The 14,146-nt window shown below is 36.9% G+C and carries 12 protein-coding genes; 6 read left to right on the top strand and 6 right to left on the bottom strand.

The window, feature by feature from the left end; genetic code table 11:
• Window positions 1-824 precede the first annotated feature (824 nt).
• Window positions 825-1,520 (top strand): response regulator transcription factor, encoded by a 696-nt coding sequence (locus RWN13_RS20570; protein WP_399553706.1) that lies wholly within the window; start codon window positions 825-827, stop codon window positions 1,518-1,520.
• The gene (locus RWN13_RS20565; protein WP_314067582.1) at window positions 1,498-3,651 is read left to right on the top strand and encodes a HAMP domain-containing sensor histidine kinase; all 2,154 of its coding nucleotides are present in this window, start codon (window positions 1,498-1,500) and stop codon (window positions 3,649-3,651) included. The genes RWN13_RS20570 and RWN13_RS20565 overlap by 23 nt, the downstream gene beginning before the upstream one ends.
• Before the next feature lie 48 nt (window positions 3,652-3,699).
• Here RWN13_RS20565 and RWN13_RS20560 read toward each other — a convergent pair whose 3' ends face one another.
• The 4 genes from RWN13_RS20560 to RWN13_RS20545 form a co-directional block, all read right to left on the bottom strand.
• Entirely contained in the window at window positions 3,700-4,560 is an 861-nt protein-coding gene (locus tag RWN13_RS20560) for a DegV family protein (RefSeq protein WP_314067584.1), read from the bottom strand.
• Between the two features lie 14 nt (window positions 4,561-4,574).
• A complete protein-coding gene (locus RWN13_RS20555) occupies window positions 4,575-5,114 on the bottom strand; it encodes a DUF1836 domain-containing protein (protein ID WP_314067580.1) in 540 nt (179 codons plus the stop codon).
• A gap of 183 nt (window positions 5,115-5,297) precedes the next feature.
• Window positions 5,298-5,486, bottom strand: a complete 189-nt coding sequence (locus RWN13_RS20550) for a hypothetical protein (protein WP_314067579.1) — start codon at window positions 5,484-5,486, stop codon at window positions 5,298-5,300.
• Between the two features lie 111 nt (window positions 5,487-5,597).
• Window positions 5,598-6,365 (bottom strand): SDR family NAD(P)-dependent oxidoreductase, encoded by a 768-nt coding sequence (locus tag RWN13_RS20545; RefSeq protein ID WP_314067578.1) that lies wholly within the window; start codon window positions 6,363-6,365, stop codon window positions 5,598-5,600.
• A 1,025-nt stretch (window positions 6,366-7,390) separates the two neighbouring features.
• Between RWN13_RS20545 and RWN13_RS20540 the strand changes: the two genes are divergently transcribed.
• Window positions 7,391-8,251 (top strand): helix-turn-helix domain-containing protein, encoded by an 861-nt coding sequence (locus tag RWN13_RS20540; protein WP_314067577.1) that lies wholly within the window; start codon window positions 7,391-7,393, stop codon window positions 8,249-8,251.
• A 453-nt stretch (window positions 8,252-8,704) separates the two neighbouring features.
• Here RWN13_RS20540 and RWN13_RS20535 read toward each other — a convergent pair whose 3' ends face one another.
• Together RWN13_RS20535 and RWN13_RS20530 are read right to left on the bottom strand one after the other, a co-directional pair.
• Window positions 8,705-9,001: a hypothetical protein gene (locus tag RWN13_RS20535; protein ID WP_314067575.1), complete on the bottom strand. Its 297-nt coding sequence runs from the start codon at window positions 8,999-9,001 to the stop codon at window positions 8,705-8,707.
• Window positions 9,002-9,110: 109 nt separating this feature from the next.
• A complete protein-coding gene (locus RWN13_RS20530; protein ID WP_314067573.1) occupies window positions 9,111-9,491 on the bottom strand; it encodes a hypothetical protein in 381 nt (126 codons plus the stop codon).
• Between the two features lie 477 nt (window positions 9,492-9,968).
• On the opposite strand from RWN13_RS20530, the gene RWN13_RS20525 reads away from it, so the two are divergent.
• The 3 genes from RWN13_RS20525 (at window position 9,969) to RWN13_RS20515 (ending at window position 14,124) form a co-directional block, all read left to right on the top strand.
• On the top strand, window positions 9,969-10,595 hold the full coding sequence (locus RWN13_RS20525) for a pentapeptide repeat-containing protein (protein ID WP_314067572.1): 627 nt from the start codon (window positions 9,969-9,971) through the stop codon (window positions 10,593-10,595).
• A 486-nt stretch (window positions 10,596-11,081) separates the two neighbouring features.
• Window positions 11,082-13,709 (top strand): MucBP domain-containing protein, encoded by a 2,628-nt coding sequence (locus tag RWN13_RS20520; protein WP_314067570.1) that lies wholly within the window; start codon window positions 11,082-11,084, stop codon window positions 13,707-13,709.
• Between the two features lie 124 nt (window positions 13,710-13,833).
• The gene (locus RWN13_RS20515; protein WP_314067568.1) at window positions 13,834-14,124 is read left to right on the top strand and encodes a WXG100 family type VII secretion target; all 291 of its coding nucleotides are present in this window, start codon (window positions 13,834-13,836) and stop codon (window positions 14,122-14,124) included.
• Window positions 14,125-14,146: the final 22 nt, after the last annotated feature.

The following is a 14,146-nucleotide window of genomic DNA, read 5'->3' as shown; positions in this document are numbered from 1 at the left end:
AGTTGTTTTGTTATGTGGAAAGCTGTCAAACCCTTGATAACTATCAGTCATTCGGTTGAAAGTAATTAATGAAAGGTTGTTTCAATCAATCCCTTTAAAAGCGACATGCCAGCGATTGGGTATAGATGAGTTGTTATTTCTTCAATCGATCAGAGTGTTATGACTAACGAAGCATAGCACGTCTAAAATGTTATCCAAACCACTGTCAAAGAAACGACGATGTCCGTTTAAAGCGTACATTAAAAGAAGTTGTTTTGTTATGTGGAAAGCTGTCAAACCCTTGATAACTATCAGTCATTCGGCTGAAAGTAATTGATGAAAGGTTGTTTCAATCAATCCCTTTAAAGGCGACATGCCAGCGATTGGGTACAGATGAGTGGTTATTTATAAAGTGAGAGTAATAAATTAGGCATACTTACTATTGTTTATACCATACCCCATTGTAGTTGTCGAAATGTTAATTTTCCAAAAAGAGGTTTAACTTTCCAAAAAAGCCCTTTGAGTGGCAACGATTTTTTAAAAATGGCGGTAACTCTAAGCTATACCGACAGAAAACTTTATTTTTCTGGAAAATTAGCAGCAAATCTGGAAAGTTAGAGGCAGTGGTTTATTGGAGGCGTGTTAAGCGTTGGGCCATTAATTTGTCAGTCGGTTGATGATTATAATGAGTTCTACTTTTTTTCAGCTTACAGACGTGATATGTTTAGAAGTGATAAAACCTTCTTTAAGAAAGTTTTAAGAAAATGTCGGAGAAAAACTTAACAGTTAGTCGCTATAATTGCCATAAGATGACCGAGTTTATTAGTAGGAGACATGGAGGAGAAATGATGGAAAAAGTTATTTTAGTCGTAGATGACGACGTTGAAATTAGACAAGCCATTCGCATTTATTTGGAACAGGAGAACTATCAAGTAGTTGAAGCGGGAGACGGGCTAGAAGCGCTGGCAGCCCTAGAGGAAAGAACGGTTCATTTAATTATTTTAGATATTATGATGCCTAACTTAGATGGGATTATTACCACTCATAAAATACGGGAAGAAAACAATGTGCCTATCTTAATGTTAAGTGCCAAGAGTGAAGACATCGATAAAATTCATGGGCTACAAGTAGGGGCCGATGATTATTTAACCAAACCGTTTAGCCCGATGGAATTATTGGCTCGGGTCAAGTCTATGTTACGGCGCTACTTAACATTAGGTGAATTTGAAAAAGGGTCAAAGGATGTATTGCGCTTAAATGGCTTGGAATTGGATAAGGTGGCCAAAAGCATTAAAGTAGAAGGTCAGGAAGTTAAAATGACTAAAACCGAATTTAAAATAACCGAGTTACTGATGAGCCATCCAGGACGTGTCTTTTCGATTGATGAAATCTATGAATCTGTCTGGGAAGAACCTAGCTTTAATTCAGACAATACTGTCTCAGTTCATATCCGAAAAATTCGAGAGAAGATAGAGTTGAATCCTAAGGAACCGAAAAATTTAAAGGTGGTGTGGGGCGTTGGCTATAAAATGGAAAAATAGTTACACACTTTTTGTGGCAACCTTCTTATTAGTCATCGGTAGTATGATGATGTTAAATAACAGAGGAAATAACTACGATAGGGTGAATAAAGATTATCAATTAGAAAATGAGTTAGGGCCTAAATTTGTCTTGAATTATGTGGAAAAATTAGACGAAAAAAAACTGTCTACGGATTTAGTTAGCAGTTATTTGGTGGATAATTATCGTTATGAATATGGAGATCTTGAATCACAAGTCCAAGATATTAACAGTCAATATAAAGGGTTATTAAAAGCGGCTAAAGAAAAAAAGGAAGATAAACTGGTTAATACGCTGACAACAGAGCGGGATGAAAAATTATTAGACATTATATCGAATTATACTAGCAATGAGGCGGTTAAGAAAAAAATCGTTAAACGAGACACGGAACGCTTGCTGAAAGCTCAGCCAAAAGCGATCAAACGATTAAAAAACACAGATACGACCTACGTTGATGATAATTATGTTTATTATTTTACAGGAGACGATGGGTTTGTTGTGACTAATTTAGGGACAAAACCACTTAGCCGTAAAGAGAAAGACATTAAGGCGGCCATCAGTAAAGAAAAAGTCTTAAGTGTGGGTAAAACAGCCATTTGGGCTCCTTTTCCAGAAGAATTATTGGAAGTGACCACGCTTACTGAAAGTGAAGTAGGGGGCGGTTTTTCAATGACTGGTTATGTGGCCACTCGGAAAGGCTCTGATGTGGCTGCTATTAATCAAAAAGCGACTCAAGAGGAAAAAAAGCAAGACCTGATTTTTATGGTTGGTTTGGCTATTTTTGTAGTAGGGGGGATTTTGGCATTGCGCTTTATGTGGGAACCTGTTTACTTTAGTGAACAAGCTGCCTTTATCCAAAGAGTCCCATTAGATGTTCGCTTATTACTATTAGGCTTATTGGGGTTCATTGCCTTAATCACCTGGCAGATCTCACCAGGCCTACCTATTATGTCCATGGGGACCGTATTCTTTTTCCTTTTTGCTTATGGTGCTATTTTTTGCGGCTTATGCTTAAGTAAAAACATCTGGTTAGCGATTAAGAAAACAGAGGGCTACCCAGATTTTCCCACACAAGCAAAACAAAGTTTATTAGTTAGGGGAAACCAAAAAATCCGCCGCTTAATTGGACGCTTACCCGTTACCTTAAAACTATTATTCGTACTAGGTTATGTATTAGTGGTCAGTTTGTTTAGTTTCTTTATTACGGTGATAGGCTCTGCTGGAGAATTTGCTTTGATAATTTGGACGATGATGATGCTCGTTGTGGCAGTCCCTCTCATTATGAGAGAATACCGCTTAAAGAAGCTATTAATACGTCCCCAAGACATTCTGGAACGTAACCAGGAAGAAGCTCAACCGACGGAAATTTGGGAGGATGTTAGCGAAAATTTAGCTCATATCGATCAAATTATCAGCACGACTCACGATAATCGTCAACGAAGTGAAAACCTTAAGACGGAGTTGCTGACCAATGTCAGTCATGATTTGCGCACCCCACTGACATCAATTATTTCTTATGGGGACCTGTTGACAAAAGAGAATCTCAAAGAAGAGGATCGTCAGGAATACACGGCAATTATTAATCGCAAAGCCATGCGGATGAAAAATTTAATTGACGATTTATTCGCTGTCACCAAAATGAATAACGGCGAAATTAAGTTGAGTAAAAAGACCATTAATCTTGGCCAATTACTGCAACAATCGATTGCCGAATATGGTGAAGAGTTCACGGAAAAAAACTTAAAACTGATGTACAGCAAGCCAGAAGAGCCAGTGATGCTGGCGATTGATGGGGATCGGATGTGGCGAGTATTTGATAACTTAATCGGTAATGTCATCAAGTATGCGATGCCTCAGACGCGAGTGTATTTAAAATTAGAAGATCTGGGTCACGAGGTTAAGGTTGAATTGAAAAATGTTTCCCTTCATGAATTAAATGAAAATGCCAGCAGTTTGGTGGAACGCTTTACTCGTGGCGATGAGGCTCGCAATACTGAAGGGTCAGGCTTAGGTCTAGCCATCGCCAACTCGATTATTAATTTACACGGTGGGCGTTTTGATATTGTGGTAGACGGTGACATGTTTAAAATTATCATTTACTTACCGAAATAGAGAAACAAAAAGAAGAGGTTAGGACAAAGGTCCTGCCTCTTCTTTTTATTAGTCTGTTCGTAATTGGACACCCATGCCAATCACCCCAGGGCCGGTATGAATACCGAGAGCGGGGCTGACTTCATCAAAGAAAAAGTCTTTAATATGTGGCAAGCGAGCTTTAACGGCTTCAGCAAACTCACGGGCTTCCTCAATTGAATTCCCATAGGCCACCCCAATATCGTAGGAAGTGTGACTGCCGATAAATTCCTCAGCCACATGGAGCATTTTATCCAAGCTACGTTTCCGTCCACGGGCTTTGCTAACGGTGTGGTAAATACCATCTGGGTTACAAGAAATAACCGGATTTAAGTTAAGAGCTGTGCCGAGGATGGATGAAACAAGGCCAATCCGGCCACCTTTTTTCAAGTATTCTAAGGTTGGGATACTAAAGAAAACCCGAGTGTTGAGTACATTTTTTTCTAGTTTTTCTTTAAGCTCAGGTAAATCTAAGCCTTCGTCAATCAGTCGTTTAGCGTAAACACCTTGGAGACCGCCACCGATTCCGATGTTTTTTGTGTCAATCATCAGAACATCAATTTGAGGGTAATCCTTACTCATCAATTGTAAGATGTTGTGAGTGCCACTTAAACCACTGGAAATCGTGGCAATAACTAATTTTTTATAGCCATCGGCTAAAATTTTCTGAAAAACATCACTAATGGACTGACCATCTGGCAAGGAGGTTGAGGGAATTTCCACGCTGAGACGGTCATAAATTTCTTTTGACGTAATGGTCACTTTATCAATATAGGTTTTATCTTTGTAGATGACATTTAAGGGAATGACGTAGACACCCTCTTTTTCCAATACGGAAGGAGGTACATCCATCCCTGAGTCTACTAATAGTGCAATTTTCTCTGTCATAATTAAGAACTCCTTTTTTATATCGTGTTTGCTTTGTTTTTGGCTAGGGTGTGTAACGTATTTTCAGCGACTAATTTTGAAGTAAGGGCAATGGTTGCCATTTGAATGGGCAGAAAATCAATGTCTACTACATTTAGTTCAAATTTCTCAGTCTGGTCATCTACTAGAAACAGCCGGATGGTCTCTTCCATTTGAGTACAAAATTGATTGTAGGCTTTTTGATAATCACCGCTATCAGTCTGCCAATCAATCCCAAGTTGAACAATGGGCAAGTCAAAGGCTTGCTTTAAAATGGTGATAATGACGAGACGAGCCAAATGACGCTGGTTATATTTTTTCTTTTCAGGTGGTGGGATTAATTTTTGTTTGACATAGTTATTAACCATGGCTGCAGTGAGTAAAGGGTCAGCTTGTTGATCGACTTTAAAGGGACTGGTGTATCGCACTACGAGAGTGACCAGTTGATCCATGTAAATCTCAATATCGGGCAATTCATCCCAGCGAGGTAGATGAATTTCTCTTAGACTATCTTGCCAATTCTTTTGATTATTTTTCATAGACATCTCCTAAACTATTTCATCTAGTCTTCAAAACTATATCACATAATTATCGATAAATAAAGAGCCTCGCTTTCATGATCACAAGGCTTAGTTAAAAGTTAATCTTTATGAATGCTTTTGACGTGTCAGGTAACTAAAAAAAGCAACCACATCGACCTGTGAGTTGCTTTATCAATCAGATTATTTACCGCTAAAAAACCCTTTTACTTTGTCTATCAGTCCGTCAGCATTGTCGCCGAATAGTCCAGATAAATCATGGACTTTATCGCCTAATTCATCTTTGTGATCTTCAATAAATTGTTTAGCTTCTTCAAATTTATCAGAATTAATCAGTTCTTTCACCCTTGCTACTAATTCATCAACATTCATAATGCTCAACTCCTTCTTGATTGTATCTAAATCATAGCATGGTAACGTTTTAATTGACAAATTTATTGCCCGAAAAATCACTTGTTTTTTTTGTAGTTATTTGAAAAGCGGTTATGATGTGGGTTTGCCAACATAATGAAGGAGTGGACCTGTCAGTTCAAGCTCAAAATTATCACGATTAACGCGACCGACAACGGCGGAGCTGTCATATAAAGCCATTAAAAATTCAGCCATTTCCTGGCTGGTATGATAGTGACCAAAGCCTTTTTGATAGTCATAGTTGTCGGTGTCGTTGGCGACATTGGCAAATTCAGTTTCGGTTGCAGAAGGGGCCAAAACTTTAGCTGTTAATGGTGCACCTAAACGCTTGAGCTCTAGAGCAATTCCTTCGGTCAGGGAGCTGACAAAAAATTTAGTGGCACAATAAGTCACCGCGTTAGGAACGATGGTGTAACCGCCAGAAGAAGAGACATTAATCAATTGTGCTCCTGGCACATCTTGATAATCACGAACAAAGAGTGTTGAAAAAAGCGTCAATGCTTCAACGTTTAACTGTAGCATATTGAGTATTTTGTCTAGAGGTTGTTGGGCCATCAGATCATAGTGACCAAATCCGGCATTGTTAATCCAAGTATTAAGGGAATAAGTGGCTAATTCCTGATACAATGCCAAGCAGTTCTCAGTGTTGCTCAAGTCACAAACCTTTAAAATGACTTCAAGCTCTGGCTGAGTTTCGTGTATTTCCTCTTTTAGTAAGTGCAAGCGTTCTTCACGACGGGCGATTAGAATCAATGGCTGTTGACGATCGGCGAAGGCCAGAGCTGTTGCATAGCCAATACCAGAACTGGCGCCGGTAATAACCGTATAGGTTTGTCTCATTGTAAGACTTCCTTTCTTTGTAAGCGACATAGTATTAGCATACAACTTGGAGTTTACTCCAAGTCAAGGGGATATATTAACATTTGTGAATCGTTAGCTTGTTCTTAGTAATTAGCAACAGGAGACGAAGGGAGCTGATATTTTAATAGCGTCATAATTATATTATTTAGGATACTCTAATTGAAAAGTTAGTCACACGTTTTTAATCAGACTATTAATATACCTATAGATGCCTATACTAAAATATATTGTAGTGACAAAGCTTTGTCATACTTATTCAGCATTTAATCACCGTTCATTAATCGTTTTTCACTTATTTTCTTCTTCTGACAAGTATGATAAGAATTATTTACAATCATAAACTTATAGTTCCAGCTTTCTTGATGCATGCTTGAATCAACTTATCTTTGCAATTCTGAAATCTTTTGAAAAGTTTGCACTATCCTTGATTTCCGTATCCACCAAGCCATTAACTATAAAAGGACACAAAGTTTTTCTTAAGCTATCAATGTTAGTACAATAGACAAAACCAAACCACTGATTATCATCCATTGCTAAAGTTTGCTATCAAGCCGGGGTGCTGAATGGCGTTCAGTATGTGGCGATAGCGCCAAAGGAGGAGAAGACTTTATTAGTGGCTATTCTCCAGCAAGGCTGTATAGGCCTTGCAATATAGAGTACCGTTTAAAGTAGAGGGTGAGTATAGCTTGCAACGGATATTTATGCGGTGTAATAGATTCATTGGTAGATTATTAAATAATTAAAAAATAGGAAAAGGGGCTGTCGCAAAATTAGATGACTAATTTTGCGACAGCCCTCTTTTACTTCGTACAAACGAGATTACGTCGACTAGTGCAGATTTTTTATCCGATAACGACTAATCCTCCGCCACGCGGGCTGATAATAATTCCCATGGTTTTCCCTCCTTTCTAAAAAAAGTTGATATACCTTAGATATTACTATACTATGTAAGCATATCGGTCATCAATATTCATTTAAGAATATAATTGAATGGAGGGTGTATTATGTGTTATGGTGAAGTATTTAGAAAGATGAGAATTGAGAAAAAAATGACAATTGTAACTGTAGCAAAAGGTATCTTATCAATTGCTCAACTATCAAAATTTGAACGAGGGGAGAGCAACTTATCTATTACAAAATTTGGGCAATTACTAGAGAGAATCAATATAACTGTAGAAGAATTTGAGTTTCTCAGCAGTAATTACAAAAATAGCTCGTTGAAACAATTAGTAATAGATATAAAGCAGGCATATACCAACAGAGATCCCGAAAAAATGATAGCGCTCGCAGATGAAGAATTCAAGAAGTGGGAACTTTCAGGTAATAAAAATAGTCAATATAATTACATCATGATCTCCATTATGAATGACGAGCTGAATGATTTAAAAAAAACTCAAACCTGTGAAGTAGAACTACTCATCGATTATTTATTTTCCATCGAGGATTGGACGTACTATGAAATTGTTTTATTCGGTAATTCCATATCAGCCATGCCAATACAAACAATAATAGTGTTATCTGAAGAACTTTTTTATAAGACAAAAACCTTTCACACTAATGATAAACACCTGAAATTGGTCCTTCGCATTCTACTTAACGCTAGTCTTATTTGTCTTTTAAGTGATGAAAACGCGAAAAGTCTCCATTTTCAAACATATATTTCCGAATTGATTAATTCAGAAACTTATTTATATGAAAAAAATTTGCTGATGTTCTCGCATGGACTCTATCTTTTAAAAACAAACCATATATCTGAAGGGATAAAAAAAGTAGAAACCGCCTTAGAAATATGTAGAGTTTTGAATTCACATAAATTGGTCGAGAGCTATTCTACGTATTATCATGAAATAATGGCCACGCTGTAATTATATAGGTTGGCTCATTATGATTTCTCATCTGTTAAACAAAGAAATGAAAAATGAGTGACAGGGCATATTGGATTTGAATAAATTCGTTATTGAATTGCGTAATTCGCATAATCAAATTTTAGAGACTGCTTAAATCGATGATCAGTTCTTGGTGGAGAAGCGGGTTTCAGGGTCAGGGGTTAAATCGCTATTGAGAACCGAAATATTACTAAAGAGGAGAGCCTTTGATGCGTGTCAAATTTGTAGGGGATAGCTGTGTTATAACACAGTAAGAGACAAAGCATTTTTTGATTAGGAGCGACTTAATTAATCCTAATGGATCTGGTAAGGCTGGGTGACGGCGACAATTCAGAGACAGGACAGTTATTTCTAGTTCTTGATATAGGAGTTTTTGTCTTTGCTTAAAGAGTTTCGACAGAACGCAACGTTTTCCTAATCGTCTCCTTGCTTTTAATCATCTTTTCTTACCAGTACACAATAACCATTTTTAAATGTACGATCGTAACGAGATAAACAGTGGATGATGTGTTTCTCTGTTTTTGAAATATGATCTTCTTTGTATTGTTTACTCTTTGAACGCCAACTAAATAACCATAAAAGTGGACCTCCCAAAAACCAAAAAAGAGTCTCCGAATTTGTGGCACAATATTTTGATAAGTTATAAATAATATCGGCTTGTTCACCGATAAATACATAGTCTTCTTTATTTTTTTTAAGTTCTGTATACAAGTTCTCTGTGATATTCAACGTAACGCTCACCTTCTGTTTCACTATTTATTTTTTTTCATGGGTTTAACAATGATTCGTTTTCTGTTACATCGTACTCTATTCTCCCTCGCACTATGCGTAATAAGAACTACTCCATACGTGAAAATAAACTAGACGTCTCATTGACAGAATTTTTTAGGCTAAACTCATCGGTATTGTCTATCTTAATCGTTAAAAGATATTTGGTAGGGGGAGTTGGCGTATACTCTAAAATAGCTAGGACCCATCTTTCAATTTGTGGTGTCGATAATTGTGTTTCTAAGAGAGGTTCTTTTGTTTCCGGGAGAGAGCTACTACTTGTTTGCGGTAAAGATGTCTCAGCTGTTTTCACATGTTGATAAGCCTTGGTCCCTTTTTTAGGATCTTTATTGCCTAAAAAAAAGAAGAGTGAAGTAACAAGAATGATCCCAACAAGAATGAAGAAAAAGGATCTTTTTCTGCTTAACCTTTCCTCATTTTCCAATCCCATTAACAGTTTAGTTAGTCCTAATCGAACGTCAGGGTCAGTCGCATGGTTAATTTCTGAATGTAGTAACGCTTTATTATTTTTGTCATGTTAGAGACTCCTACTTCTTTTTTCTCCATGTTTTATTGACTTTAAACGAACCTTTTATAATTAGAGTATCTTACTCAGTACAGTATAGCGATAATCCGTTAAAAGAACAATTGATTTTAAGGAAAGGCTCCCAGCAGATGGATTATCTTGAAGTGACGTTGACTAGAGGGGAAATAAGCAAAGTAAAAGCTGCTACAAAAGGTAGTGGCATGTAGGTATATTCTAAGCCATATTCACTTTTACTCTTAGGGAGAAAATGTCTTTAAAAAGTTAACAAAGACAAAAAAAAAGTCAAAGGAGAAGAGGTTCTTTTTTTTGAAAGAATGATACAATAAACGAGAGGTGGTGAGCCAAATGCCGCATATCAATACATTACAAGGAGGAATCAACATGGATCAACCACGAATTCCCGATAGATTAACCCCTACTAGTTTTGCGACATATCTTGATCTGGAAGACCCTGAAATTTATCAAGGGGAACTGTCCCAAGAAGTGTATGAGTCAATAAGTCTTAAGCAACTGCAAATCGCTCAAAGTCGACTGAGTAATTTAACCCTGCTTAACAGTGATTTGGAAAAAATAGAAGTGATTGATACAATTTTTACAAATTGTGATTTTTCGAATTCAGACTTATCGAAGTGTTATTTTAATCGAGTGGAATTTCATGGCTGTAAGTTTTTAGGCACTAAGTTTCCAGAGTCTTATTTGAACCATACATTGTTTAGAGAATGCAACGTGTCCTTGAGTATGTTTGAAGGCTCTAAGCAACAGCATGTAACCTATGACAGCTGTAATTTAGAGAGCGCAGACTTTTATAAACAAGACTTCAACCAAGTTAAGTTTTTGAGTTGTTCATTGGAACTGACAAACTTTGAAGGAACCCTTTTAAAAGGGGTGGACCTAAGTAGTTGTCATTTCGAACAGCTAACAGTTGATTTGGATCGTCTGAAAGGTGCCACCATAAGTGAAGAACAAATGGCGATTTTTATAAGCAAATTAGGGATAAAAGTGAAATAGTTCTCGGGGAATGGCGACATTAGTTGCCATTTTTTTTTTGGTAGATGAGAGGGCCTGATATTATGAGTTATTTGGACTATTAAATAGTTAGTCTTTTGAGTGTTTTAACGATGCTTTCAGATAATAGGGCAAAAAAGTTAACCATTTTTTATTGATAAAAAAGGGATAAAATCAGAGTTTTTCAATTAACGGGTGATTATTAAATAACTATAAATTTATAAAATGTTTTTGGTTTTTTGTTATTGAATATAGTTTAATTTAATGATTAATACACAGAAGTCGCAATTAAATCAGAGATAGGCTTTATTAAAGGGATTAAGAGTGTTTAAGCCCTCTATTTATGAGTTAATCCTGAAAAAAAATAGCATGAATATCAAAAAAAATGGATGTGTTTGAAAAATTATGTTAAAAACGATTGAAAAACGCTCCATTTTAGATTATTATTAAAATAAGAATAATTACTGTTTGAAAAAAGGAGCAAAAGGTTTGAAAAATAATGGTTTAGCAAAATTGTTTACAGGTTATTTTATTTTAAGCTTGGTGTCTCACCCTGTTTTGACCCTTGCCAGTGAAGTGGCAAGCGATGGAGCGGAGAAAGTCGAAACGGTTGAAACCAGTTCTGCAGTAGAGAGCAGTTCAGAGCAAGAGGTACCAACAGAGGAAAGTTCTCAAACGACGGAGATTCCAGCCAGTAGCGAATTAGAAACAAGTAGTGAGCTTGTTGAGATACCCTTTGTGGAGAGTCAAACAACTGAGAGCAGTGCTGCTCCAGCAAAGAAAAAGAAAAAGAAACAATCATCTGGGGTCTCTTCAGCTACTTATGAAGATGGGATCACCATAGATGAGGCCCATTTCCCAGATCCAATCTTCAGAAGTTGGGTGATTAGTTGGTTAGATAACGGATATAAGGAAGATGATCCGATTGACTTTGACGCTAAAATTAACCCAATTGCCAGAATTGATTTAGCCAATATTAAAAGCTTAAAAGGCATTGAGTATTTTGGTGAGGATATTAAGGAATTGTCTCTCAAAATCTCTGGTTTTAAAGATTTAGACGTGAGTACCTTGCCTAACCTGGAAAAGTTAACTGTGGATAAGGAGACTGACTTAACAACCGTTGTGTTTGGTGAGCAACCTCTTTTAAAAAATGTCGTTATAATGAACTCTAATTTAACTAAAATTGATGTCAGCAGTCTTAAAGGGTTGAAAGTTTTAAACTTAAAAGATTCAAGTGTTTTGTCAGACGTTCAGTTAGGTGAACTAGCAGAGTTGGAAGAATTAGGCTTAACGGGAACCGTGATCAAAACGTTGGATGCCAGTAAAAGCCCTAAATTAAAACAACTAGAACTAGAAGGTGTTGCCAGTTTAGAAACGTTGGATTTAGAATCTAATACCCAAATTGAGCGGCTGGTTTTATCTGGAACGTCTTTAAAAGCTTTAAATGTTGCCAATGCGACGAGCTTAACGTATTTAGATGTATCCAGCACGGAAATAAAAGACCTGAATGTTGAAGCAACTACTAAACTGACCCATTTAAATGTGTCTAAAACGGCACTTACAGAGCTAAATGTGGAAACTGCAATATCCTTAATTGAGTTAAGCGTCTCAGATACGGCACTGACCGAACTAGATGTGACTAAAACAACTAATTTAACAAAATTAGTTGCGAACAATACTAAAATCACGGAATTAAATTTAATTAAAAATAGTAGTTTAGCTGAAGTTCAGGCGGAAAATGCCAAGTTAACAACAGTGGATGTGTCTGGTTTAGCTAGTTTAAAAACCTTAAAGTTAGCTGGCAATCCAAAACTTGCGACGGTGCAGTTTGGTGCTAACAAAGTGTTGGAAACTATTGATTTATCTAAGTCAATTGTAGCGAAAATTAATCTAAAGGATGACACCACACCAAATCTAAAAGAGTTAATCTATAAAGATGGCGGTGCTGGCAGTTTAGTTATTAATGGTTTAAAAAGACTAACATTGATTTCCATGAATGGTAGTAAAGAATTAACTAGTGTAGTGATTGATGGCGCACCATTGTTAAAAGATCTGTTACTGGAAACAGCCAATGGGCTTACTGGTGTGACATTGGATGACGTTCCAAAGTTGGAGACGTTGAAAATCACGAATCATCAAATGAAAAAAATTGATTTAGCGTCAGCTCCTGAGTTAAAAGTACTTAACCTGCGAGGCGGATTGTTGGAAACACTCGATCTCAGTTCGAATGATAAATTAACGGATGTTAATTTAAATGAGAACAAGTTGTCTCATCTGAACACAGAAAAGAATCTTAGTTTGGCAAGTTTCCAAGCGGATAAACAAACACCAGGAATGGTGGTTGAATGGAAGAACAACGCCTGGGAAATTTCCTTTGATGGTAAAATTGACAAGGAAGACTTTAAGAACATTGTGTTAAACACCGACAATTTATCCAACCGTTTAGTTTGGGATCATGAAAATGGCATTGCTCGTTTTAATGGGTTTGGTGACGGTGCCCCAACGGCATTAGTGTATACCTATCAAACCAATAATCCAAAGGATGCAGTGGTCAGTGTTAATGCGAAGTTGACACCAAAAGAACAGTTTGGCAAAATCGTGGTTAATTATTTTGATCAAACGGGCAAAAAAATAACAACGGTAGAATCAGATGAGTATATTGGCAAAGTAGGGACGACTCTGAATCTAAATACAAATCCGCAGAACGAACCTAAAAAAATAGAAGGCTATACCTATGTCAAATATGAGTACATTGAACCTGTTGTACTTTCATTACGCAGTTTGTCTTATCGAGCGGCAGTGGCACCGTCTGCTTTACCATACAAACAAGGTGTTGGAACGGTGAACTTAACTTATCAAGCGACTAATGCCCCAGTTCCCATTGAAGAAGAGGATGATGATAATGGTACCGTTGGAAATAGCAAAGGCACAAATACTGGCTCAGGTCTGTCGACTAAAGGAACGAACAGTGGCTCAAGTAAATTAGGGTCATCAGGCAGTTCCAGTTTACCTAAAACAGGTGAGTTGGTTGCTGAGAGTATGATGTGGTTAGGAACAGGTATCTTAGGTATGATGGTGCTTATGATGCATAAAAAGAGGATTAATGATCAGTTGTAATTAAATGTATTGCTAATTCGTTTAATCATCGAAAAAAAATAGAATCATTTTAAATGTGTATTGTAATGGTTGTTTATATAACGTACAATAAAAAAGTAACTAACTAAAATTCGGAGGTACGAAAATGAGTCAAATTAAATTAACACCAGCAGAACTAGTAGCATCCGCATCAAAGTACAAACAAGGGTCTCAGAATATCACTGAAACACTTCAAATGTTAACACAAGAACAAGAAACAATCAGATCTAACTGGGATGGAGCGGCATTCAGAAGCTTTGATGACCAATTCCAAGCCTTAACTCCAAAAATTCAAGAGTTTTCTCAATTACTTGAAGACATCGATACACAACTTAAGAAAGTTGCTGAAATCGTGGAACAAACAGATAGAGATATTGCTTCACAAATTAATGGCTAGTTAAACCGAAAAAGGGGAGGGA

This window comes from uncultured Vagococcus sp. (genome assembly GCF_963518325.1).
Lineage (GTDB): Bacteria > Bacillota > Bacilli > Lactobacillales > Vagococcaceae > Vagococcus_D.
This window is presented reverse-complemented; position numbering and strand designations above follow the sequence as displayed.

What these genes read in the sequence shown, in the direction of transcription:
- RWN13_RS20540 (WP_314067577.1), top strand. Translation starts at nt 7,391, where the DNA reads ATGTGTTATGGTGAAGTATTTAGAAAGATGAGAATTGAGAAAAAAATG.
- RWN13_RS20525 (WP_314067572.1), top strand. Translation starts at nt 9,969, where the DNA reads ATGGATCAACCACGAATTCCCGATAGATTAACCCCTACTAGTTTTGCG.
- RWN13_RS20550 (WP_314067579.1), bottom strand. Translation starts at nt 5,486, where the DNA reads ATGAATGTTGATGAATTAGTAGCAAGGGTGAAAGAACTGATTAATTCT.
- RWN13_RS20515 (WP_314067568.1), top strand. Translation starts at nt 13,834, where the DNA reads ATGAGTCAAATTAAATTAACACCAGCAGAACTAGTAGCATCCGCATCA.
- RWN13_RS20545 (WP_314067578.1), bottom strand. Translation starts at nt 6,365, where the DNA reads ATGAGACAAACCTATACGGTTATTACCGGCGCCAGTTCTGGTATTGGC.
- RWN13_RS20555 (WP_314067580.1), bottom strand. Translation starts at nt 5,114, where the DNA reads ATGAAAAATAATCAAAAGAATTGGCAAGATAGTCTAAGAGAAATTCAT.
- RWN13_RS20570 (WP_399553706.1), top strand. Translation starts at nt 825, where the DNA reads ATGATGGAAAAAGTTATTTTAGTCGTAGATGACGACGTTGAAATTAGA.
- RWN13_RS20530 (WP_314067573.1), bottom strand. Translation starts at nt 9,491, where the DNA reads ATGGGATTGGAAAATGAGGAAAGGTTAAGCAGAAAAAGATCCTTTTTC.